General features: G+C 62.5%; 23 protein-coding genes. 8 read left to right on the plus strand and 15 right to left on the minus strand.

Annotated features, from left to right (window positions below):
• Positions 1-189 precede the first annotated feature (189 nt).
• On the plus strand, positions 190-1,878 hold the full coding sequence (locus QCE49_RS23880) for an ATPase (protein ID WP_250457597.1): 1,689 nt from the start codon (positions 190-192) through the stop codon (positions 1,876-1,878).
• A gap of 73 nt (positions 1,879-1,951) precedes the next feature.
• On the plus strand, positions 1,952-2,938 hold the full coding sequence (locus QCE49_RS23885) for a transglutaminase family protein (RefSeq protein ID WP_008349015.1): 987 nt from the start codon (positions 1,952-1,954) through the stop codon (positions 2,936-2,938).
• On the opposite strand, the gene QCE49_RS23890 is transcribed toward QCE49_RS23885, so the two are convergent.
• From QCE49_RS23890 to QCE49_RS23900, 3 genes are read right to left on the minus strand one after another with little or no spacing between them, the layout of a single operon-like run.
• The gene (locus QCE49_RS23890) at positions 2,925-3,671 is read right to left on the minus strand and encodes an SDR family NAD(P)-dependent oxidoreductase (RefSeq protein WP_250457598.1); all 747 of its coding nucleotides are present in this window, start codon (positions 3,669-3,671) and stop codon (positions 2,925-2,927) included. The two genes, QCE49_RS23885 and QCE49_RS23890, sit on opposite strands and share 14 nt — an antisense overlap.
• 4 nt (positions 3,672-3,675) lie before the next feature.
• Entirely contained in the window at positions 3,676-4,038 is a 363-nt protein-coding gene (locus QCE49_RS23895; RefSeq protein WP_008349017.1) for a hypothetical protein, read from the minus strand.
• Positions 4,039-4,072: 34 nt separating this feature from the next.
• Complete coding sequence (locus tag QCE49_RS23900) at positions 4,073-4,777, minus strand: glutathione S-transferase family protein (protein ID WP_250457600.1); 705 nt, start codon at positions 4,775-4,777, stop codon at positions 4,073-4,075.
• A 120-nt stretch (positions 4,778-4,897) separates the two neighbouring features.
• Here QCE49_RS23900 and nudC point away from each other — a divergent pair, with 120 nt between their 5' ends.
• Positions 4,898-5,815 (plus strand): NAD(+) diphosphatase, encoded by a 918-nt coding sequence (gene nudC, locus QCE49_RS23905; protein ID WP_175982631.1) that lies wholly within the window; start codon positions 4,898-4,900, stop codon positions 5,813-5,815.
• A 100-nt stretch (positions 5,816-5,915) separates the two neighbouring features.
• On the plus strand, positions 5,916-6,503 hold the full coding sequence (locus QCE49_RS23910; RefSeq protein ID WP_033536518.1) for a histidine phosphatase family protein: 588 nt from the start codon (positions 5,916-5,918) through the stop codon (positions 6,501-6,503).
• 211 nt (positions 6,504-6,714) lie between these two features.
• On the opposite strand, the gene QCE49_RS23915 is transcribed toward QCE49_RS23910, so the two are convergent.
• The 7 genes from QCE49_RS23915 to QCE49_RS23945 form a co-directional block, all read right to left on the minus strand.
• A complete protein-coding gene (locus tag QCE49_RS23915; protein WP_008349021.1) occupies positions 6,715-7,380 on the minus strand; it encodes a MarC family protein in 666 nt (221 codons plus the stop codon).
• An 89-nt stretch (positions 7,381-7,469) separates the two neighbouring features.
• Complete coding sequence (locus QCE49_RS23920) at positions 7,470-7,811, minus strand: hypothetical protein (protein WP_008349022.1); 342 nt, start codon at positions 7,809-7,811, stop codon at positions 7,470-7,472.
• A 64-nt stretch (positions 7,812-7,875) separates the two neighbouring features.
• Positions 7,876-8,634 carry a flagellar brake protein gene (locus QCE49_RS23925; protein ID WP_250457601.1) on the minus strand — a complete coding sequence of 253 codons (759 nt, stop codon included), beginning with the start codon at positions 8,632-8,634 and terminating at the stop codon, positions 7,876-7,878.
• A 221-nt stretch (positions 8,635-8,855) separates the two neighbouring features.
• On the minus strand, positions 8,856-9,842 hold the full coding sequence (locus QCE49_RS23930; RefSeq protein ID WP_250457603.1) for a hypothetical protein: 987 nt from the start codon (positions 9,840-9,842) through the stop codon (positions 8,856-8,858).
• Between the two features lie 221 nt (positions 9,843-10,063).
• Positions 10,064-11,149 (minus strand): alpha/beta fold hydrolase, encoded by a 1,086-nt coding sequence (locus QCE49_RS23935; protein WP_033536494.1) that lies wholly within the window; start codon positions 11,147-11,149, stop codon positions 10,064-10,066.
• Positions 11,150-11,257: 108 nt separating this feature from the next.
• Complete coding sequence (locus QCE49_RS23940) at positions 11,258-12,595, minus strand: hypothetical protein (RefSeq protein WP_175982635.1); 1,338 nt, start codon at positions 12,593-12,595, stop codon at positions 11,258-11,260.
• A 112-nt stretch (positions 12,596-12,707) separates the two neighbouring features.
• Entirely contained in the window at positions 12,708-13,340 is a 633-nt protein-coding gene (locus QCE49_RS23945) for a TetR/AcrR family transcriptional regulator (protein ID WP_250457605.1), read from the minus strand.
• 156 nt (positions 13,341-13,496) lie between these two features.
• On the opposite strand from QCE49_RS23945, the gene QCE49_RS23950 reads away from it, so the two are divergent.
• Positions 13,497-13,769 (plus strand): hypothetical protein, encoded by a 273-nt coding sequence (locus tag QCE49_RS23950; RefSeq protein WP_250457607.1) that lies wholly within the window; start codon positions 13,497-13,499, stop codon positions 13,767-13,769.
• On the opposite strand, the gene QCE49_RS23955 is transcribed toward QCE49_RS23950, so the two are convergent.
• From QCE49_RS23955 to QCE49_RS23965, 3 genes are read right to left on the minus strand one after another with little or no spacing between them, the layout of a single operon-like run.
• On the minus strand, positions 13,762-14,088 hold the full coding sequence (locus QCE49_RS23955; RefSeq protein WP_008349032.1) for a hypothetical protein: 327 nt from the start codon (positions 14,086-14,088) through the stop codon (positions 13,762-13,764). The two genes, QCE49_RS23950 and QCE49_RS23955, sit on opposite strands and share 8 nt — an antisense overlap.
• Complete coding sequence (locus QCE49_RS23960) at positions 14,075-15,433, minus strand: acyclic terpene utilization AtuA family protein (protein WP_250457608.1); 1,359 nt, start codon at positions 15,431-15,433, stop codon at positions 14,075-14,077. The genes QCE49_RS23955 and QCE49_RS23960 overlap by 14 nt, the downstream gene beginning before the upstream one ends.
• Positions 15,434-15,445: 12 nt before the next feature.
• Complete coding sequence (locus QCE49_RS23965) at positions 15,446-16,750, minus strand: CitMHS family transporter (RefSeq protein WP_250457609.1); 1,305 nt, start codon at positions 16,748-16,750, stop codon at positions 15,446-15,448.
• Between the two features lie 100 nt (positions 16,751-16,850).
• Between QCE49_RS23965 and QCE49_RS23970 the strand changes: the two genes are divergently transcribed.
• A complete protein-coding gene (locus QCE49_RS23970) occupies positions 16,851-17,747 on the plus strand; it encodes a LysR family transcriptional regulator (RefSeq protein WP_250457610.1) in 897 nt (298 codons plus the stop codon).
• Between the two features lie 9 nt (positions 17,748-17,756).
• On the opposite strand, the gene QCE49_RS23975 is transcribed toward QCE49_RS23970, so the two are convergent.
• Positions 17,757-18,815 carry an NAD(P)-dependent alcohol dehydrogenase gene (locus QCE49_RS23975; RefSeq protein ID WP_008349042.1) on the minus strand — a complete coding sequence of 353 codons (1,059 nt, stop codon included), beginning with the start codon at positions 18,813-18,815 and terminating at the stop codon, positions 17,757-17,759.
• A gap of 317 nt (positions 18,816-19,132) precedes the next feature.
• On the opposite strand from QCE49_RS23975, the gene QCE49_RS23980 reads away from it, so the two are divergent.
• Entirely contained in the window at positions 19,133-19,453 is a 321-nt protein-coding gene (locus tag QCE49_RS23980; RefSeq protein ID WP_250457612.1) for a hypothetical protein, read from the plus strand.
• On the opposite strand, the gene QCE49_RS23985 is transcribed toward QCE49_RS23980, so the two are convergent.
• Entirely contained in the window at positions 19,444-19,878 is a 435-nt protein-coding gene (locus tag QCE49_RS23985; RefSeq protein WP_250457614.1) for a hypothetical protein, read from the minus strand. The two genes, QCE49_RS23980 and QCE49_RS23985, sit on opposite strands and share 10 nt — an antisense overlap.
• Before the next feature lie 996 nt (positions 19,879-20,874).
• Here QCE49_RS23985 and QCE49_RS23990 point away from each other — a divergent pair.
• Positions 20,875-21,483, plus strand: a complete 609-nt coding sequence (locus tag QCE49_RS23990) for a hypothetical protein (RefSeq protein ID WP_250457616.1) — start codon at positions 20,875-20,877, stop codon at positions 21,481-21,483.
• The last annotated feature ends 107 nt before the right edge of the window (positions 21,484-21,590 follow it).

Here is a 21,590-nt window from a genome sequence, read left to right on the forward strand (position 1 = left end):
AAGGAAAATTAATTATTGACGTACTGCTGCTGAAAGGCAGAATCTCTCGGAAACAATCCTAATAAGTATTTCAGCGGCGCGACACGCTGAGAACAGATTTCCTTCCGCCATGCGTTGACGTGGTCTCTATACATGGAGAACAAAATGAGAAGGATACGAGGGATGGTCCTGGCTATTTCATCAGGAGTATTGATCAGTGCATGCGGCGGCGACGCCGGCTCCGATGTCTCAGGCCAGAGCACGAAAAGCATCGCAGGACAGCCGGCTTCACAGACCGAATCGACGACCAAGGGCTACGCGTTGTCGACCGTCATCTGGAGCCGCGTTCCCATCGGCGTGTGCTGGGACATGAACAACGCGGATTTCGCGCGCTTCGCGTCGGCACGAAACTGGAGCCGCCTCGCAGTTCAGGAGACCTGGGAACAGCATTCGGGCGTGCGTTTCACAGGCTGGCAGCAATGCACGAATGACCCCAATTACTTCGGGATCCGAATCAGCGTCGATGACAGCGCGCAGAGCGGGCCGCATACTTTCGGCCTCGGCGCGATGCTGAACAACGCGGTCGGCGGAATGGCGCTCAACTTCACGTTCAGGAACTGGAGTCAAAGTTGCCAGGGACGCGAAGAATACTGCATACGCCGCATCGCCGCGCACGAATTCGGTCACGCGCTGGGCTTCGCGCACGAGCAGAACCGGCCCGACACGCCTTCGACCTGCAACGAGCCCGCGCAGGGCACGAACGGCGACACGACGATCGGCGCGTGGGATGTCGCTTCGATCATGAATTACTGCAATCCCGAATGGAACGGTGACGGCAAGCTGAGCGCCACCGACATCGACATGGTGCAGAAATACTATGGGCCGCCGCCTTCCACTCAGACGGTGTACACGCTGACGCGTGCGCAGGCGCCGGCGCGGATTACCGCCTACGAGTTTCCTTCGCGCGCTGTGAAGGCGTCGATCGATCTTTCGCTGGGCGGCGACTATCAGCGCGTCGATCAGATGTTCGCAAGCGCCGACGGCAAGCGGCTGCACGTGCTGATGGAGCGAAATTCGACGTCCGTCGATCTCGCCACCATCGACACCGCGAGCAACAAGGTCGTGCGCGTCACGCCCATCGGTCCGATGTTGACGACGTTCACCGGCTATGGTTTTCAGCCCGCGTTGACCGGAAATCAGGTCTATCTGTGGAACAAAAATATCATCCACGTCGTCGATACGGATTCGGGAACGCTCGTCAGAAAGCTCGTGCTGCCGAAAGAATTCAGCGTCATCAAGATCGCGACGGCCGCCAATGACAGCGAGCACATCTTCGCGCTCGCGAACGAGCGGGGAACGAGGCTGGAGGTGCTGCGCATCGAAACGGCGAGCGGCTTCATCAGGGGCGGCTATCCGGCCGGTTCGGCGCCGGCGGCGCCGCGCGATGAGTTCACCGTCACGCCGGATGCGAAGAAAGCGTATTTCGTCGGATTCGCGTCGCCGAATGCACAGGGCAATCTCACGGAGATGGACCTGGAGAGCGGCTTCACGCGCGTGCTGACCGATCTGCCGGAGAAGAATCCGAAGTTCATCGCGGCGATCAACAATCAGCAAATTCTCTTCGCCGATGACAATGCCAACAGCCCGAGCTCGGTCATCCTCTACGACGTGACGAGCAGAAGCAAGACGACCGCGCTGAGTTCGTCGAAGTCGATGGCGTATCTCCAGTACGAGCCGAAAACGAAATCCATTCTTCTGGAGCAAGACGGCGTCTGGTCCGTCAATCAGTTGAGGCAGCGCGCGGACGGAAAATACAGAGACGTCGATCTCGGCCTGCGATCGTTCAGCAGCGGTTCGGCGTATGGCGGCGTCGCTCCGTTCGTGCTCGTGACGCGTTGATGTTCAAGGCGGCGCGCCAGTGGCATGATTGTCGGGTCGACCCGATCGTGCAGCGCTGGCCCGGAGGTGGCACATGTCCGTCTTTCTCGAAGTCGAGCACGTCACGACCTATCGCTACAACACGCCGGTGGAATTCTCGCCGCATCGCGTGATGTTCCGGCCGCGCGCCGCGCACGATATCCGCGTGCTGTCGGCGACGCTCGCGGCCGCTCCGCACAGCACGCAGTACTGGATGCACGACGTGTTTTCCAATTCGGTCGCGGTCGTCGAGCCGCGCGTGCCCGCCGACACGCTCGAACTGCGCGCGCGTTTCGTCATCGAGCATTTCGGCATCAGGAATCTGGAGTTGCCGGTCGCGCCCGAAGCCGAGAATTATCCGTTTCAGTACGCCGACGAGGACCGGCTCGATCTGGCGTCTTTCCTGCCGCCGCAGTATCCCGACGATCAGCCGATGCTGCGCGACTGGGTCGCGCAGTTTCTGCCCCGGCGCGGCGTCACGCACACGCGCGACATTCTGGGGAACATCAACGCCGCCATCCGCAGCGACTTTCAGTATCAGTCGCGCGACGCGATGGGCACGCAGCGTCCGTCGGAGACACTGAACCGGCGCAGCGGCACCTGTCGCGATTTCGCGCTGCTGATGATGGAAGTCGTGCGCGGACTCGGACTGGCCGCGCGCTTCGTGTCCGGGTATTTGTACGATCAGGCGCTCGACACGCCCGCTGCGCCGGCCGTCCGCAACACGGGGCTGCAGCAGGGCGCGCGACAGATCGAGAGCCGCGACGAGCCGCTCGTCGTCGGCGCGGGCGCGACGCACGCGTGGCTGCACGTCTTTTTGCCGGGCGCGGGCTGGGTGCCCTACGATCCGACGAACTCGCTCGTCGGCGGCACCGATCTGATCCGCGTCGCGTACACGCGCAAGCCCGAACAGGCGGCGCCGGTGTCCGGATCGTGGTTCGGCGCCGCGGAGGACTTCGCCGGGATGGACGTCAGCGTCAGCGTGCGGCGCATCGAGCCGCCGAGCGAGCCGTTGGCGTCGGCGGCGATCAAAACGGACTGATCCCCGACATGCCGCCATCGACGGCAAGATCGGCGCCGGTCATGTATTGCGATGCATCCGTCGCAAGGAAAAGGATCGCCGATGCGATCTCGGCGGGGTCGGCCGGACGCTTCATCGGGATGACTTTCGCCCACTCCAGCAATTGCGTCTCCGACATGCCCAAGCTGTCGAAGATCGGCGTGTTCGCGACGCCCGGCGAAATACTGTTGACGCGTATGCCGAGCTCGACGAATTCGGCGGCGAAGCTTTTGGCCAGAGAAACGACAGCCGCCTTCGACGCGCAATATGCCGAGAAATTTTTCGTGCCCTGATTGGCCGCGAGCGATGCCACGAGAACGATCGATGCCGGCCGCGCGAGCGAAGGCAGCGCTTCGCGCACCGTCGCATACACGCCGCCGACGTTGATGTTCAAGACATCGGTGAATTGTTCCAGCGAGGTTTCGCGCACGGGCGTCTGCCGGGAAATGCCGGCGTTGGCGACCAGAACGTCGATCTCGCGCTGAAAATGCTCGACTGCGGCTTTATAGAGACGCTGCATGTCGGCCTGACTGGCGGCGTCGGCCACGACGCACAGCGCATTCTCGCCGAGCGTTTGCGCGGCCTGACGCAGCTTCTCTTGGTTGCGTCCGCTGATCACGACGCGGGCGCCCTCCGACACGAACCGTTGCGCGGTGGCGAACCCGATGCCCGAGCTTGCGCCGGTCACGACCGCCAGTTTTTTATCGAGCAGCATCGTTTCATCCTTGCAGGTTGATGACGAGGGCGCGACCCGAGCGAAGCGCGCGCGTCGAATGCCCCGAGCCTTTCAGATCGCCTGCGACGAACACCGAGCCTTCCGCGAAGCGCCGCGCGATGTCCCCGTCCTGCACCGCGATTTCAAGCTCGCCTTCGAGGACAACGACATACTGCCGCGACGGCGGATTATGACGATCGAGAAAATAGCCTTCGTCGAACTCATGCACCAGCACGCTCTCGCACGGCTGCGGCGGCGATAGCGTCACCGAAATGCCGTTGAACGGCACGGCGACGGTTTCGAACACGCGAATGGTCCTGAATGCCGAGTGCCCGTCGGCGTCGGTGTAGATCTCAGCGCAGTCCATGACGTCTCCTTGTCGACGATCCGCTTCGAAAATGTCACGCCACCGCTCCCTGGCCCATGCGTTCGCGCACCGCGCCGCAATGTTCGACGAGCTTGCCGCGCGTGGCGACGAATCGTTTGAGCGGCGTATCGATGTCGTAGAACCAGATGTTCGCGACGAACCCGTACAGCGCGGCATCGATGCTCGCGGGCGCGTCGCCGAACATGAACGGACCGTCGCCGAGCAGATTCGCTATTGCCTGGAGACTCGCGATGCCGCGCGCATACACGGCGTCCGGCTCGTATCTGCCGATGCCCTGATATCGGTAGCGTTCGAAGTTGTATTTGCGCGCGCCTTCGAGCGCGTCGGCGCCGATGTTCGGATGCTGCGTCAGGAGTGCATCGCGAAACTGCGGCCAGTAGCGGTCGTCGCGCCAGCGCGAGTACGACATCACCCAGTAAAGATCGTCGAGCGTGCGGCGGACCAGCAGATCGAGATCGCGCTGCGCGGCGCCCAGCGCGTCGTCCAGTTCGATTGCGTGCTTGCTCTTCAGATGCGCGATGATCGCATCGCTGTCGCCGATGGTTTCATCGCCGTCGACGAGATACGGCAACTGCCCGCGCGGCGCGGCGCTCGTGTCCAGCACGTGACGATGCTCGAATGGCAGGGCCGCGAGCTTCAGGAACGCGAACACCTTCAATCCGAACGGATTGTTGTCTTCGAGGCCGAACAACTGAGGATACGAATAGAGCGTGATCATCGACGTCTCCGTGCGTCCTCCAGCAAGGACGCGCCAAGTTCGTTACGATTCCCGGCTGGCCTTGCATCTTCCCGTCACGCGTCGCGCCGCTTCCGCGCGCCGCCACACACGAAAAATACTATGCCCACGCCGCCTCATGCCATCGGTTTTACACTCGATCCGCTCGATCGCGTATCGGAGAAGCGCGACGATGAAACCTACGTCGCCGGCCTGCGCGACGATCCCGCCACGCGCTTTCTGCTGTTCGTGAACAACGTGCCGCTGTTCAAGCGCGCGAACGGTCACGATCCGCTTTTCGTCGCGCAGGAAATCGCGGCGCTCGGCGCGCCCGCGCAGACGGTTCTTCTCGGCCGCGACGCCGACCGCCGCGCGCTGTTCGCCCATTCCTTCGATGCAGAAACGCCGAGCCTCGCCGATGTCGAAGCGGTCGAACTGCGCCCCATCGCGATGCAGGGTCTCGTGTCGCCGCCGCTCGTCAGCGCGCTCGGCGAAGCGCGATCGATGCTCGACTGGCATCGCCGGCATCGCTTCTGCGCGAACTGCGGCCATCCGACCGATTCGGCGGGCGCGGGCTGGCGGCGCATCTGTCCGAACTGCAAGGCGCAGCATTTTCCGCGTGTCGACCCCGTGGTCATCATGCTCGTCACGGATGGCGAACGCTGCCTGCTCGGCCGTCAGCCGCAATTTCTGCCGGGGATGTATTCGTCGCTTGCGGGCTTCGTCGAGCCGGGCGAGACTTTCGAGCACGCGGTGTATCGCGAAGTGCTGGAGGAAGCGGGCATCCGCTGCACGGACGTGCGCTATTTCGCGTCGCAGCCGTGGCCGTTTCCTTCATCGTTGATGATCGGATGCTTCGCGCGCGCCGTCACGACCGATATCACCATCGACAGGAACGAGCTCGAAGATGCGCGCTGGTTCACGCGCGAGGAGATCCGCGCGATGCTCGACGGCACGCACGAACAGGGACTTTCCGCGCCGAAGCCCTTCGCGATCGCGCATCATCTGCTGAAGGCGTTCGCGACGCGCGAGGTGGACTGAGTGGGCAGCTTCGCGGCGCGGCTTCGGCGATCGGTGCAGAATCCGAACCTGCGTTGCGCGGGGCGCGGCGAGAGCATTCATCAGACATCGGGTGAACGACATGAACATGAAAGGCGGCATGCATATTTGGCTGATCCGGCATGGTGAGACCGAGTGGAGCAAGTCGGGCCAGCACACCGGCACGACCGACATTCCGCTCACCGACGAAGGACGCAGACAGGCGCGGGCGCTCGCGCCGGTGCTCGCGTCGCAGTCTTTCGACTTAGTTTTGACGAGCCCGATGGGCCGCGCGATCGAAACCTGCCGGCTCGCGGGTCTGGGCGATCGCGCGACGGTGGAGTCCGAGCTTCACGAGTGGAATTACGGCATCTACGAAGGCCGCACCACGCCGGAAATCCGTGAAGAGGCGCCGGACTGGTCGGTGTGGTCATCGCCGATTCCGGAGGGCGAAAATCTCGCGGATGTCGGCAGGCGCGCGCAGGCGCTCATCGACAAGCTGCTCGCGACGAATGCGATGAACATCGCACTTTTTTCGCACGCGCATTTTTCGCGTGTGTTCGGGGCGCAGTGGGCGACGGGATCGCCGGCTCTTGGGGCGCATCTCGCGATGGATACCGCCGCGATGAGTGTGCTCGGGTTTGAGCGCGACGTCCGCGCTATTGTTAAGTGGAATCTCTTGCCTTTTTGATGTTTTTTGCGATAGGTCCCGTGATCGTGTCGGCCTTTTTTTTCGCCGGATCGCGTTTTCGTGTCGGTGCATTAGGACAGGGGCAACGCCAATAGACCGACACCAACACGGGATCCGGCGAAGAACCATAAAAACCATCATCAGCAAAAAGCCCATACCAACGGTGCCTGCGAAGTTCCTGCGATCCGCCATCAAAACCCCGTCTCCCGCTCTACTTGACGTTGAGCTGAACCGATGCGATCAGTTCCGACAAACCGAGCCAGAGAATCTGCACGCCGATACAAAAGATGATGAACGCGAAAAGGCGCATGGCAATCTGCGTTCCGACGGCGCCAAGCAGGCGCTCCAAATGCCCCGCGAATCGCACGCACACATAGATGCTCGCGCACAGAACGACAAGCCCGACGCCCACGCCGGCGAGATGCACCGGCTGCAGCCCATGACGCGGCGAGCCCGTGCCGAGCGCGATGGCGACCGCTATCGCACCCGGCCCGACGGTGATCGGCAGCGTCAGCGGATAGAACGCCTTCGCACGCAGCGACGCGCCGCCGCGCGGCGTGGGCGCGGGTTCGGCGCCGTCGTCGTCATCGGGCGTCTGAAGCAGGCTCCAGCCCGCCATCGCGACGACGAAACCGCCCGCCACGCGCAACACCGGAATCGAGATCCCGAAAAACGTCAGCACATAAGCGCCGATCAAAAGCGACGCCAGCAAGATCACGAAACTGTTGATGCAGATGCGCCGCGCGAGCTCGGCGCGATCGGCGTCGCCGATATGCGGCAGCATGCTCAGCACGACGAGCGCCGTCGCGGGAGGATTGATGATCGGGAACAATCCGGCGACGATCACAAGGACCGTCTTGGCGAATTCGTTGAGCATGCGCGTCGTTGTCCGTCGTTCGTTGGCGTGCTGCAAGCCAGGACATTGTGCACGCTAAGCCGGCGCGCGTGCGCGCAATGACGGTCCGATCAGACGAACGGTGCGGTGAGAATCAGCGTGCATTCGGTGAGAAACGAGCCGATCCCGACGCCGATCAGCACGCGCGCGACGATCGTCCATACGCGCCGATCGACATTGCCCGCGCAGCGCCACGCGAGCGTGCACCACAGCAGATACAGCGCCGAGCACACGGCGAATACGCCGAGCATGCCGGGCCAGAACCAGACGGTGATCAGCAGAAATGTTTCGGGAGTGACGCCGCTCGTCCAGAGGTCGAGATAGACGAACCACCACGCGAGGTGGATCGGCACGCCCAACAGCCACCAGACTTTCCAGAAGCGTTCTTCTCCGCGCCAGGCCTTGCGCAACATGCGTCGTCGTGAGTGGAAAGAGGCACGCATTTTACTCCACGCGTTGCGCGCCCTTTCCGCGCCTTCAGGCCGACAGGCTGCGGCGTTTCGCTTCCATGCGCGTGATGAGCCGCTGCAGCACGTTCTCCGCGGCGGCCGAAAGCCGCACGAAGCGAAAGCCGACGACGTAACGCACATCGCCGCGCGGCGTCGTCACGGAGCGCGGCGACACGAGTTCGAGATCGACGGGCAAGGCCGCGCCCGGACCGAGATGAAGCACGACATCGCGGAACACGGTGCCGCGCTCCGTTTCCGCGAGACGCGGCGTGTCCATGCGCAGCGCGATGCCACCGAGCGACAGGTCGTGCACTTCGTGGCGGAACGCTTCGCCGTCGGCGAATGCGCCTTTCGCGTAGAAGGGTTCGAGAACCGGCGTCGGCACGCGGAAGTATTCGCGACGCTGGAACTGATAGAGCTTCTCGGGGAACGGCACTTCGAACGCCTGACGTCCTTCGTAGGTCACGGCGCGCGCGGCGAGCGTCGTGAATTCGACGCGCACGCCGTCCGGCGCACCCTTGAAATACAACTGCCGCGCTTCGAGCAGCACACGATTGTCCGCCTCGACGCCGCCCCAGTCGAACACGATGCACGCTTCGCGCGCGTCGGTTTTCAGCAGTTGCGTAACGATCTGTCCGCGCCCGCTCGTCACGGTGAGCATGTCGCCCCGCTGCACGAGCGTTCGCAGAACGATCGATATTTCGGATGGCGTGCGTCGCGCGAAGCGCTCATGATCTTCCGCGAATTTTTCGATGTCTGTCGTTTGCGGCAACGGTTCGGCGAGCATGATGGTCCAATCTAGTTATCAGTTTGGGACAGCGAGCGACGACTACCTGCTTTGCCTTATGTTGCCCGAAAAAAACGGCTTCAGTACATCGGTAACGACTAGATTTTCACGGCAATTCAGCGTTTTGCAGAGCAGCAAACTATTTGTCTTACGGATAACTTTCTAAAAATGAGAAGGCCGGGCGCGAACACCCGGCCTTCTCGCGCTTCATGCGACACGCGTCATGCGAGCGTATCGAGTTCGCTTGGGAGCGCGCGGCGTCGGATAGGCGCGAGCGCAGCGCCCATGCGTTCGCCCTGCGCCTCGCTGATGAGGCTCATCAGGATTTCGCCGAAGCGTGGTTCGTCCACGCCCGAGATGATGTACTGCCACCGATACGCATCGACCAGTCCCGCATGCACGCGCGCCTCTTCGTCGGCGGAAAGCGCGCGGTCGAGTTGCGATACGAAGTAATGCGCGTCGGCGGCGGCTTGCGCCTGCATCATCCCGTCGATGGCCGCGACTAGCTCGATCAGATCGCCGATCGCGGCATCGCGCGCGTCGTCGTCGAGCCGCGCGTCTTCGCGCATCCACTCGAGTTCGTCGATGATCGCGTGCTGCGACTCCTCCTTCCAGTGGAACAGGAAGATGTCCTTGAATAGCGGCGACAAGCTCGCGTCGCTTTCCATGCTCTGCCGGTAATGCACCTGCGTGACGATTTCGACGCAACACGTCAGCGCGAGAATCGACCACGTCGATTTGCCGAGCACGAACGCGGCAACCTCGTCGGCCTGCGCGATGAAGCGATAGCCCGGCGGCAGCGTTTGCGCGGCGAGCGCTTCCACGCGGCGAAACAATTCCTGATGCTTCAGCTCTTCGTCGGTGAACCGCACGATCGCTTCGAGCGCGGTCTGATCGCCGAGCGCATGATCGCGGCCGACCTCCAGCATCTTCGCGCCGACGAAACGCTCGATCATGCCGAACATGTTGGCGTACGTGCGGCCCTGAACCTGCGACATCAGACGGCGCTCGCGCGCGTCGAGGAACGGCAGACGATGCACTTCGGATAGTCCGTCGGGCATGAACTTGTGCGCGGGATCGAAATGACGGCCGCGCAATACGTCGCGATCGATATCCCAGCGGATGCGGCGGGACACTTCGATGCACTTCGCATAACGTTGCTGCGGGGTGATTTTCCTGGATTGAGACTCGTGCTGAACGGCTTCCATGTGCGAACTCCGGAACGACTCTGCGTCGATGACTCTGATGAATGCGCGCCCTGCAATCCGCGCGCTGCGTCGAACAGGTCTGCGTAGGGTCGTGCGCCGCGTCACCGTTCTGCGAATCATTCTCTGCAACGGCCCGCTCTCGCACATGAGGCGCATGTCCCGGCTGCGCACCGGGACACGGCATTTGGCGGCAATGAAGGGGGACGCAGGTCCCGAAGCGCTCAGGCGGCGGGCGCGTCGAAGCCCGCGCGGCGCGCGAGCACGATGGCCTGCGCGCGGTTTTCGACTTCGAGCTTCGCGAAAATGCTGGTGATGTGATTGCGCACGGTCTTCTCGCTCAACGCGAGTCGCGCGGCGATCTGCGCGTTGTCGCGCCCGCCCGCGAGCAATTCGACGATATCGCGCTCACGCGGCGTCAGCGCGGAGAACGCCGGATCGCTCACGTTCGATGACGGCAGAAACCCCCGCACTTCCTCGCGCCAGCGTTGCCACGCAGGCTCGGATTCGAGCGTGATGTGATTTTCGCTATCGAGCGGCACGAAGCGCGCGCCGGCAATCTGCCCGGCGAGCAGGCGGCTTTCGTCGAACGGCACGCGCGCATCGCCGCTCGCGTGCAGCACGAGCGTCGGACATTGCACGCGCGGCAGCAGCGCCACCACGTCGATCTCGTTGAACACGCGCATGATGCGCGCGGCGTTGCGCGGCGTGGTCGTCAGACGTTCGAGTTCGTTGAACCAGTGATGCTGCTCCGGCGTGCCGCCGGGAATGAACTGCGTCGTGAAGAACTGGCGAAACGCCGGATTCTGCTTGCCCCAACCGAGTTCGGCGAGCTTCACGAGCATTTCGGCTTCCTCGTGCAACGCCGGATCGCACGAGCGTTTCAAACGGCCGCGCGCGTAGCCGCCATGCAGCACGAGATGCGTGACCCGCTCCGGATGCGCGACCGCATACGCGATGGCAATCGACGCGCCCTGCGAAATTCCCAGCAGCGGAAAGCGCTCGAGGCCGCTCGCATCGGCGACGGTTTCGAGATCGCGCAGCCAGGCGTCGAAGGAAATTTCGCCGACGTCGCGATCGGAGAGACCGCAGCCGCGCTGATCGTAGCGAATCAGCGTGTGACGGCCGCACAGTTCGAGCATCAGATGGTTCCAGACCGGGCTCGTGAAATCGAGCTCCAGATGACTGAGCCAGTTCGCCGCCTTGATGAGCGGCGGGCCAGAGCCGCACGTCGCGTACGCGATGCGCACGCCGTCGCTCGCCGTGCAAAGGCGGATATGCTGCCGAGGCGTGGACGGGCGCGGCATCATCGGAACGATGTGTAAGTAGGGACTACCTAAAAAATCGATGCACGCGCGGCGGCTCGCGCGATCGCTCATGCTTGCGCGTAAAGCTTTGGAAAGTCAAGGAATAGACAGTCAGGGACGGCGCGCGCCGCGCATCTGGCTCGTCAGGTCGCCGTGATGCATGATGAGCGCGCGCAGCGACGGCCACATATGCATGTAATGCACCATGAAGCTGTCGCGCGACTGAAGCTGATACGGCGTGTTGATGGTCGCGCAATCGAGCAGATGGCGCGAGTCGGCAAGGCCATGCCGTGCGAGCACCTTGATGAACACGTCCTGGTCGCCGCCGCTCGCATAGGTCGACGATTTATCCGCGATCGCGCCGATGCTCTGCTCGATTTCCGTCAGCACGTCGAGATTTTGCGGCGTGTTGCGAAAACCCATGATGCCCGAGTTGAACTGCCAGCTTACGTCCGTCGCGAGCACGCGATCCCGCTTCTCGCATAGCGGTTCGAGCCGCCGGCTCTGATCGGCGACGAGCACGTCGGCATCGATCCAGAAGACCCATTCGTGTTCCGGCAAATGGCGCAGCAACACCCAGGGCTTGATCCAGTTGCCGCTCGCGCCCGCGCCCGCTTCGGCCGGCACGTCGCGATAGAGATGCAGGGCGTAGCCGTGACGCTCGCAATAGCGGCGCACGTTGCGCTCGGCGATCGCGCCGTATTCGCGGATATTCGGCGTATGGAGCATCGCGAGCGCGATGGACGCGCTTCGGTTCGACGCTTCGTAGCGTGTTTCATCGGCTTCCGGCTGCGGCAAGGCGAGATACGGCAGGCCGCGCGCCTGACACTCGTTGATGTGCTCCGCGAACAGATCGCGCAAGTCGGCGAAGACCGGCTGATTCTTCGGCGCATCGGGCATATCGGCGAGCGCAAGAGAGAACGCGGGCCATTCCGCCCATATCGGCGACACGTTCAGCGCCGCGAGCACAACGGGATGATGGCCTTCGATCGCCTCAGTGAACGGCCGAGGTCCTAGCGCACTCAGCAACTGCGCTTCGCTCGCGAGCGCCCTGCCGAACCTGGCGCCCTCGCAGATGCGTTGAACCTGCTCGCGCGCGGCCGCCGTGTTGCGCCAAAGCTGAAACGCCGCCATGACGTCGCCGGGGTCGTCGTCACGATACGAGACGATCCAATCGCGGTTTTCCCCGCGCATGAGCGTCTCGCACGGAATGTCGCGTAACAGCAGGCAATCCTGCGTGATCAGCAACACGAGATCGCCCTCGGCACACGCGCGCAGCTTGCGCAACAACACTTGATACTTCAACAGCATTCGCAGATGTGCCCAGCCGATCGCGGCCGTATCGACATACTCGTGCGGATAAGCAAGACGCGCGCAATAGCGGCGATGATTTTCGAACGACGCGCGCGCGGTGTCGTCGGCAAAAAAACTGATGACGTGAGTCGTCATGGCGATGCTCCAAAATGCCGGGTGTCGGGGATTTTGGTCCCGTCATCGGCGCGCGGGCAAGCGCAAGGACACTTTGTTTCGTCGTCGATTGTGACGGCTGCGAACGTTTCGCTCAGCGCTTCGCGCGCAGCGGCAGCGTCGCGATGAACTGATCGACCGCCGCGAAAAGCGCCGCACGCCGCACGCCGTCCTGCGCCTGAATCGACAGCCCCGCGAACAATGTCGTGCACAGCGCGGCGAGCGCCTGAACATCGGTGCGCGCGTCGAGTTCGCCATTTTCGACGCCCTGCGCGAGCCGCGCCGCGACGATCGACGCGACCTTGCGCCGGCGCTTCTGCATCTCGGCGCGCAATTGCGCGTGCTCGCCGCCGACGGACATCGCGCCCAGAAAGATCATGCAGCCACGCGGAGTCTTCCTGCCGGTGAACAATTCGACGCTCGCGCGGAACATCGCGCGCAGGCCGTCGCGCACGGATTCGTGCGCCTGCAACTGCCTGAGCGCCGCGCCGCCTTCGGCTTCCGTGTACAGCTCGACCGCCTCCCGATACAGATCTTCCTTGCTGCCGAACGCGGCATAAAGGCTCGGCGAATTGATGCCCATTGCTTCGACGAGATCGGCCATCGAACAGGTGTCGTAGCCTTTCGCCCAGAACACTTCCATCGCGTTTCGCAACGCCGCTTCGCGGTCGAATGCGCGCGGCCGGCCGCGCGCCCTGTGCTGCGTCTCGTGCATTTCCGACGACATGTCTCGCTCCTTTTCGATGCCGGCGATTAGTGCGTCCATCGAAATTCTGAATTATGTGTCGATCGTAACAAAATAACTGGACGCTGTCGCACGCCGATGCTTAAATATCTGTATCGATCGTCACATAAACATCGGAACCATCTCAGGAGTGTCGCCATGAAATCGACTTTGTCCGCGCTCGCAGCCGCTTTGCTGCTGGCAAGCCCGCTGGTGTCGTTTGCGCAAGCCACGGAAACGGCTGCATCGCCTGCGCCGTATTCGGTGTTCGTCGATCAACCCACCGGCTTCACGTTCGTGAAAATGCCGTCGGGCTGGAAGTTCGTCGGCGCGGTCTCGCAGGAAGAGGCGCAGCATGTGCCGGCGAACGTGTTGACGTCGGTGTTGCCCGCGTATTCCGCGCGCAAGATCGACACGGCGTCAGTCAGATAGGCGTTGGGCTGGAAACCGCATCGATTTCGATATCGAGCAAAGCCGAGCTCATCGACTTGCCGTGCGCGTCGAGCGCGAGCGAACGCGTGACGCCGCCGCCGAGCGCATCGCGCAAAACGAAATTGAACGCGTGCAAGAGCGGCAGTTCGTAACGCACGACATCGCCCTTCACGACATCGGCGAGATGCGCTTTCACGCGCTCGGGCGTCAGTTGCGCGCGCAGATGCGCGTAGTGCTTCGCGTCGAAGCAGATCACCGACACGTTCAACGTGTTGCCTTTGTCGCCGGTGCGGCCATGCGCGAGTTCACGCAGTTTCATCGCTTGCCTCCACGAATTCGAAAACGGGCTTCACGTGTTCGCGCGCGAGCAGCACGGACTGCACCGCGATGACTTCCCGCGTCGCCTTCGTCACGCCGCCGCCGCCCGCCGGGCCGTTGGTATAGAGCGTTTCGATCTCGTTGCCGATGCGCGCCGCCTCCTTCGCGCTCGACGTGCGTCCCGCGACGCGCACGCGCACTTCATACGGCTCTTCGGCGTTCGATGCGAGCGCGTCGCCGTAAAGCGAATTGACGCCGATGAGGTCGAAGCGCAGTTCGCTCGTATCGATGCACATGATCGACAGCCGTTGGCGCGCGATATCGAGCGCGAGCCGCGCGCGTGCGACCGCGCCCGGACCGCCGTAGGAAATCTGACCTTCGCCGATATAGCCATCGACATAAGCGACCGATGTCTTCAGCGTATCCGTGCGCGCGTGGCCGCGTCCGCCGGTCACGCGCACGCGGTCGCGCGCTTCCTGCGCGACGCGAACTTGGGCGAAGTCCGCGACGACGTCCGGCTGAAAATAACGCGCCGGATCGTGAATCTCGTAGAGCAGTTGTTCCTTGCACGTCGCTTCGGTCACGCAGCCGCCTGCGTGCGGCACCTTCGTCACGATGACAGAACCATCCGCGCTCACTTCGCCGATCGGGAAGCCGAGACGCGCGAGATCGTTCACGTCCTTGTAACCGGGATCGGCGAAATAGCCGCCCGTCACCTGACCCGCGCATTCGAGCAGATGGCCGACGACGGTCGCCTGTCCGAGCGTCGTCCAGTCGTCCATCTTCCAGCCGAATTCGTGGATGAGCGGCGCGGTGAATAGCGACGGATCCGCCACGCGGCCGGTCAGCACGATGTCCGCGCCCGCCGCGAGCGCAGCGACGATCGGCGCCGCGCCGAGATACGCATTCGCCGACACGATGCGGTCCGCGTACGCGCTCACATCGTCGCCGGATTCCTCGAAGCGCAGACGCGAACGCAAAACGACATCGAGCACGTCGTCGCCGGTGACGGCTGCGATTTTCAATCCGTCAAGGTCGAGTTCGCGCGCGATCCTCGCGGTCTTCTTCGCCGCCGCAGGCGGATTCGCCGCGCCCATGTTCGAGATGATCCGCACGCCATTTTTCGCCGCGACGGGCAGCACGGCGCGCATGCGCGTTTCGAGCAACGGGTCGTAACCGAGTTCGGGATCGTTGCGGCGCGACTGCTGCGCGATCGCGATCGTGCGTTCGGCAAGGCATTCGAACACGAGATAGTCGAGCGCGCCGTGCTCCGCGAGTTCGACGGCAGGCTCGATGCGATCGCCCGAATAACCCGCGCCCGCGCCGATTCTGATGATGTCTTTCATGGTGCTTTTCCTTTACAGCGGGAACACGCCCAGCACGACGCACGCGATCGTCATGACGACCGACGCGCCGAACAGCAGCGGGAACGTGAACTTCTGATGATCCGCGAGATCGATGCCGCACAAGCCGACGACGAGAAACGTCGCGGGCGTGAGCGGGCTCACGGGAAAGCCGGTCGTCATCTGACCGAGGAGCGCCGGCTGGCCGACATGCACCGCCGGCACGCCGAGTTGCGACGCCACTTCGGCGATCACCGGCAACACGCCGAAATAGAACGAATCGGGATCGAAGAGCATCGAGAGCGGCATCGACAGCAGGCCGAGCACGACCGGAATGTGGCCGGCAAAAGCGGGCGGCACGAAACCGACCGCCGCCTGCGCCATCGCCTTCAACATGCCGCTGCCCTGCATGATGCCGGTGAACACGCCCGCCGCGAGCAGAATGCCGGCCATCATCAACGCGGCGCGAGCGTGCGCGTCGATGCGCTTTCGCTGCATGTCGACGTTCGGGTAATTCACGATCAGCGCAATGCACAGCCCGACCATGAACATGATGGCGGGCGGAATCTTTTCGCCCATCGCGACCATCGTGCCGAGCACGACGACCGTCAGCACGATGTTGAACCAGAAATTCTTCGGGCGGCGCAGCGACTGTTCTTCGGGCGTCAGTTCGCGCTTCGGAAGCGGAATCGCGCCGTTCGCGCTCGAATAGCCGAGACGCTTTTCCTCGCGGCGGCCGAGCCACCACGCCATGCCGAACACGAACACGAGCCCGACGGCCTGCACCGGAATCAGCGGATTGAACAGCGATGAAATCGGCAGATGCAGCGACGCCGATGCGCGGATCATCGGCCCGGTCCACGGCAGAAAGTTGATGCCCGCCGCCATCGAAACGGCCGCGGCGAGCACGCGCTTGTCCATGTTCAGGCGATCGTAGAGCGGCAGCATCGCGGGAATCGTGACGAGAAAGCAGACGGCGCCCGAGCCGTCCAGATGAATCAGCAGCGCGAGCAGCGTCGTGCCCATCACGATGCGCGTCGGTTTCGTGCCGACCGCGCGCAGGATGCGATCGATGATCGGGTCGAGCGTGCCCGCGTCCGTGATCGTGCCGAAGTAAAGGATCGCGAACACGAACATGCCGACGACCGGCGCGAGGCTCTTCAATCCGTCGATGACGAACCTGCTCGTCGAAAGCCCGAAGCCGCCGATCAGCGACGCCACGATCGGCACGATGATGAGCGCGACGAGCGGCGACATCCGTTTGGAAAGGATCGCCCCGAGCAGGACGACGATGGTGGCGAGGCCGAGCATCGGCAGCATGAACGTGTCTCCGAATATTGTCTTTTGGTGCGGTCCAGAGTAAGTTCGGAGCGGCGATTACACAATTGAAATGATTTGATCGCAGCTATCACGGACCATAATGGATCTGAATCTTCGCGATATACGCGCGCTCGTCGCCGCGGCCGAGGCGGGCAGTTTCACGCGCGCCGCCGAACGCCTGCATTTGTCGCAACCCGCGCTGACCGTGCAGATACGCCGCCTGGAGGAAGCCGTCGGCGCGCGGCTTTTCGACCGCAACAGCCGCAACGTCGCGCTGACGCCGACCGGACGCGAACTGCTGCCGCTCCTGCGCAAGTCGTTGCGCGACATGGAGAACGTGCTGCGCGATGCCCGCGCGATGGGCATCGGCGAAAGCGGCACGATCCGCATCGCGTGCCTGCCGACGTTCGCGGCGAGCGTGTTGCCTGAGTTGATCATCGGCATGAAGCGCGAGGTGCCGCGCGTCGCATTTCAGATTCGCGACGTCGTGGCGAGCACCGTGAATGCGCTCGTGCGCAGCGAGGAAGCCGATATCGGGCTGACCGGCGGCGATGTGGCCGATCCGTTGCTTGAAGTGCTGCATGCGGGCGTGGACCGGCTCGTCGCGGTGTGTCCGAAGGCGCATGCGCTCGCGAAGAAACGCCGCATCGCGCTCGACGAGCTCGCGCGTTCGCCGCTCGTGCTCACCGCGCCAGGCACGAGCGTGCGCGCGGTCGTCGACGCCGCGCTCAGCGAGACGCGCGAAACGCTCGAGATAGCGTGCGAGCCGACTTACATGATGACCGCCGTCGCGATGGTGCGCGGCGGCCTCGGCGTGACGATTTTGCCGGAAACCGCGCGCGAGGTGCGCGCGGAACCGGGGCTCGTCGCGAAACCGATCGACCATCCGGCGTTCGTGCGGCCGATCGCCATCGTGAAGAAGCGCGGCAGGACGCTGCCGGCAGTGACGGAACGCTTCGTCGAAAGCATGCGCGAGGCGATGACATCGCCCCGCTGATACACAGGCTTACTTTTCCATCGTCGCCATGTCGATCACGAAGCGATACTTCACGTCGCTCTTCAACATGCGCTCGTAAGCCTTGTTGACTTCGTCCATGCGAATCATCTCGATGTCGGACGTGATGCCGTGCTTGCCGCAGAAATCGAGCATTTCCTGCGTTTCCGCGATGCCGCCGATCAGCGAGCCCGCGAGCGAGCGGCGCTTGAAGATCATGTTCATCACCGAAGGCGACGGATGCGGATGCTCCGGCGCGCCGACGAGCGTCATGGTGCCGTCACGCTTGAGCAGCGACATGAACTGATCGAGATCGTGCGACGCGGCGACCGTGTTCAAGATGAAATCGAAGCTGTTCGCGTGCGCGGCCATCTGATCCGGATCTTTCGACACGACGACTTCATGCGCGCCCAGACGCTTCGCATCCTCGATCTTGCCCGGCGACGTGGTGAAGAGCACGACATGCGCGCCCATTGCGGCGGCGATCTTCACGCCCATGTGACCGAGACCGCCGAGACCGACGATGCCCACCTTGTGCCCCTTCTGCACGTTCCAGTGGCGCAGCGGCGAGTACGTGGTGATGCCCGCGCACAGCAACGGTGCAACGGCCGCGAGTTCGAGGTTCTCGGGGATGCTCAGCACGAACGCCTCGTCGACGACGATGTTCGTCGAATAGCCGCCGAAGGTCACGCCGCCCGACTTCTTATCCGGCGAGTTGTAGGTTTGCGTAAAGCTTTCCGGGCTCTCGCAATATTGTTCGAGTCCTTCCTTGCACGCATTGCAGACGCGGCATGAATCGACCATGCAGCCGACGCCCGCCAGTTGCCCGACCTTGAACTTCGACACGTCGGAACCGACTGCCGCGACGCGACCGACGATCTCATGGCCCGGCACGACCGGATAGTTCGTGCCGCCCCATTCGTTGCGCGCCATATGCAGGTCGGAATGACAGACGCCGCAGAACAGAATGTCGATGCGGACATCGTTCGGACCGACATCGCGGCGTTGAATTTCGAGCGGACCGAGCGGCTTGTCGGCTGCGGATGCTGCATAGGAATACGCTTTCAGCATGGTTTGCTTCCCTCTTTGATTTGCATCTGTGAACAGGACCGGCGCTTGCTCCTGCCGGAGAAGCGCGGCTATTGAATCAGACGTGCTGGATGGTCTTTGTGTGCGGCAGCGAACGTTCGCCATCATGCTCCGCCACGCGTTGCGAGCGACTTGCCGATCGCGCCGGTAGTTAGGCGGAGACGCGCAACGTCAGTACTGTATGCCTATCGGGGATTATCTGCCGAAACGACCGCGCGCCAGGCGCGTCGCCGGAGAATTTGACAATCGGCGCCGTGAGGATCGACCTCGCGGCGGAAGCATTTCGAGAGACCAGAACGATGAAAGCGAAAGCCATTACGGCCAGCATCGGCATGCCGGCCGGCGCGGTCAGCGCCGAGTTTCATATCGATACGGGGCGGCTCAGGATCTTCGAGCGCGGCATGCTGCGCGTCGAATTGTTTCCGCCGCAATCGTGGTTCACGGTGGCGTCGGTGGCGGGAAACAGCCGCTGGGGCACGCGGCCGCTGGAAGCGGATATGCGTCTCGTCGTCGAGAGCTTTATCCTGCAGCGCTTCGGCATGAAGGCGTATCGGGGCGAGACTTCCAGCGCGCAACGCGTATTCGATTCGCGATCCGAATCTTTAGCGGATCATCTCTGACTGCGCGCGGGCGGCTGATAGCCCGGAACCTGATGCAGCGCGCAATCGCACGCCGCGGAGAGCGCCGCCAGCCGCTCGATGTTCTCGCGCAAGTCGGCCTGCGTGCGCGCAATCGTTTCACGCAGCGCTTCGACCCGCGGCATGATCTGTTCCGCGATCACGCTGCTTTCTTCTTTCTTGCCGAGCCACGCTTCGGCGTCTTCGCGCGCTTCGCGCAGTTCCATCACCGAGACTTCGGTCTGTGCCTGAAGACGCGCATAGGTCTGCGCGAGTTCGCCGAGCCCCATCGATTCCATGCGTTCGACGAAATCGCGCGTCGAATGCATTGCGAGTTCACCGGCGTCGTAAGCCATGAACTGGGCATCGTCGATTGAAAGCGAGATGCGGCCTTCGGGCGTGGCGAATTCGAGCTTGTGATGACGCACAAAAGAACTTCACCCGCGTGCAAAAAAGCGCGGCTTGTTCAAAAAAGGGTAACCCTATTCAAAACAGATCGTACCAACGGGGCTCTTTTGAACTCCGCGCATCGATGCGCGCCTACTTCAGCTCTCGTGGAAGACGACCGAGCCGCCAGTTAACTTCGCAAAACCCGGCACGCATCGCGTCGCCAGCGCTTCGTTTCAGTTTTTTAACGACCACCTGTTGATATATCGCGCAATTAGACTTCCCATGTTTATGTCAGTCCCTCCCCTCCTCTACCACACCTGCAGTCTCCGTCACTTCCTGGTGTTAACTTCCAAGACAGTAGTCGTCGTCGGCGGACTAACCAGTTAGATTGACAACTCCTTGATAATCCGAGTTAACTTCCTACTTGCAGTTCGAAACCGTAGCGTTAACGATTCTAGCAACCGTGACTGTCTACCTGGTTGCAGCCGTGCCAGCGGGATGCTGCAGCACGTTCATGTGTAGCAGCATCGACGCGACATCATCAGGCACCTCGAGAACATGGCGCGGCATGGGTGACGAGACTGCATCTTGTCACGAGCGCTTCTCCCAACAGTCACGCACTTTCGCCTTGCCGTCGTATCGACGACGGGCGACTTCCGCACGTTGTGCTGCTGGACACTCCCGCGTGGTGATCGATGAGCCTTGATTGCCGTTGTTTGTTTTCTCCCCACCCCATCCTGTGCGCCGGCTGTTGTGACGATGTCGCGCCGCTGCCGGTCGGACTCGATGGAGGAGGCTTCATCGCGGATGCTTGCGCCGGCTACTTCTGAAATTCAAAGAAAAAATTCGGTGATTCGCCACAGCGCGGCGGTTCGAATGCCGCTTCTTTTAGAAGCCATTTGCTTGGAATGCACCACCGCAAATGCGCGGAGATCAATTTGCCGGATCTGAGCTTGTGTCGAAACATGGACGGTCCGCCTACTTATACTTTATCTCCGAGGCACACGCCGCCTCTTTCTACCTGATTCAAAAATATGAGCACCATCATAGACAACGTCTTCTTCCTTTCTCTCGGCAACTCAGCTGCAGCGGCATCAAACGCAAGCAACGACGTCGCCGACACCGCGGTGGTCTTCCTGACGGACTGCCGGCTGACAGAGCGAGACTTGACCGCAGGGATTTGGGAGATGGCGTTGGAATACGCATACAAGCCGCATCCGCGCTTCTGGCGCGACATCACCTTGGCTGCAGTGGTCGAGGCAGTCTCACGCCAGTATCCAAATTGGCGGTGTGCCATGGATACTGAAGGCAGTCAAACCGCGGAAGAAGTCTTGCATGAGGTCGACCTCGCACTGTTTTGCAATCGTTTCTATGAAGAGATGGCTGAGATGATGATGGAAGTTGCAAAACCGGCTCGCCCCAGAACCGGACTTGCAGCTTTACAGTGGATATGTGAGGAGCTTGACCGAACCGGGCGCTTCGCTGAATTGCATTTCGCACAGGTGCCTGACGTACAGTGCGGCAAGCGCGCTCTTCTCATCATGACATGCCTCGAGCAGGCAGAGTTGGGGCAGGAGATGGTGCTGCTGGGGACCCAAATTGCCCGGTGCTATCGAGAATCGCGCATGGGCGATGTCTGCTGAGTGACGGAGCGCGCTGGCTGGTAAATTGGGTCGCTTTGAGACGGACAGCGTCAACCAGTCACGGACATCGTCGCCGTCTCCACCATGGCCACGCAAGCAGGTGACTC

This window comes from Caballeronia sp. LZ008, assembly GCF_031451435.1.
GTDB classification, from domain to species: domain Bacteria; phylum Pseudomonadota; class Gammaproteobacteria; order Burkholderiales; family Burkholderiaceae; genus Caballeronia; species Caballeronia zhejiangensis.

Bases quoted from the DNA above. Each gene is read 5' to 3' on its own strand.
- QCE49_RS23935 (WP_033536494.1), bottom strand. From the start codon at position 11,149: ATGATGCCGCGCCCGTCCACGCCTCGGCAGCATATCCGCCTTTGCACG.
- QCE49_RS23980 (WP_250457612.1), top strand. From the start codon at position 19,133: ATGAAAGCGAAAGCCATTACGGCCAGCATCGGCATGCCGGCCGGCGCG.
- nudC (WP_175982631.1), top strand. From the start codon at position 4,898: ATGCCCACGCCGCCTCATGCCATCGGTTTTACACTCGATCCGCTCGAT.
- QCE49_RS23965 (WP_250457609.1), bottom strand. From the start codon at position 16,750: ATGCTGCCGATGCTCGGCCTCGCCACCATCGTCGTCCTGCTCGGGGCG.
- QCE49_RS23960 (WP_250457608.1), bottom strand. From the start codon at position 15,433: ATGAAAGACATCATCAGAATCGGCGCGGGCGCGGGTTATTCGGGCGAT.
- QCE49_RS23920 (WP_008349022.1), bottom strand. From the start codon at position 7,811: ATGTTGCGCAAGGCCTGGCGCGGAGAAGAACGCTTCTGGAAAGTCTGG.
- QCE49_RS23950 (WP_250457607.1), top strand. From the start codon at position 13,497: ATGAAATCGACTTTGTCCGCGCTCGCAGCCGCTTTGCTGCTGGCAAGC.
- QCE49_RS23895 (WP_008349017.1), bottom strand. From the start codon at position 4,038: ATGGACTGCGCTGAGATCTACACCGACGCCGACGGGCACTCGGCATTC.
- QCE49_RS23930 (WP_250457603.1), bottom strand. From the start codon at position 9,842: ATGGAAGCCGTTCAGCACGAGTCTCAATCCAGGAAAATCACCCCGCAG.
- QCE49_RS23990 (WP_250457616.1), top strand. From the start codon at position 20,875: ATGAGCACCATCATAGACAACGTCTTCTTCCTTTCTCTCGGCAACTCA.
- QCE49_RS23975 (WP_008349042.1), bottom strand. From the start codon at position 18,815: ATGCTGAAAGCGTATTCCTATGCAGCATCCGCAGCCGACAAGCCGCTC.
- QCE49_RS23925 (WP_250457601.1), bottom strand. From the start codon at position 8,634: ATGCTCGCCGAACCGTTGCCGCAAACGACAGACATCGAAAAATTCGCG.
- QCE49_RS23955 (WP_008349032.1), bottom strand. From the start codon at position 14,088: ATGAAACTGCGTGAACTCGCGCATGGCCGCACCGGCGACAAAGGCAAC.
- QCE49_RS23970 (WP_250457610.1), top strand. From the start codon at position 16,851: ATGGATCTGAATCTTCGCGATATACGCGCGCTCGTCGCCGCGGCCGAG.
- QCE49_RS23940 (WP_175982635.1), bottom strand. From the start codon at position 12,595: ATGACGACTCACGTCATCAGTTTTTTTGCCGACGACACCGCGCGCGCG.
- QCE49_RS23915 (WP_008349021.1), bottom strand. From the start codon at position 7,380: ATGCTCAACGAATTCGCCAAGACGGTCCTTGTGATCGTCGCCGGATTG.
- QCE49_RS23900 (WP_250457600.1), bottom strand. From the start codon at position 4,777: ATGATCACGCTCTATTCGTATCCTCAGTTGTTCGGCCTCGAAGACAAC.
- QCE49_RS23885 (WP_008349015.1), top strand. From the start codon at position 1,952: ATGTCCGTCTTTCTCGAAGTCGAGCACGTCACGACCTATCGCTACAAC.
- QCE49_RS23945 (WP_250457605.1), bottom strand. From the start codon at position 13,340: ATGTCGTCGGAAATGCACGAGACGCAGCACAGGGCGCGCGGCCGGCCG.
- QCE49_RS23890 (WP_250457598.1), bottom strand. From the start codon at position 3,671: ATGCTGCTCGATAAAAAACTGGCGGTCGTGACCGGCGCAAGCTCGGGC.
- QCE49_RS23910 (WP_033536518.1), top strand. From the start codon at position 5,916: ATGAACATGAAAGGCGGCATGCATATTTGGCTGATCCGGCATGGTGAG.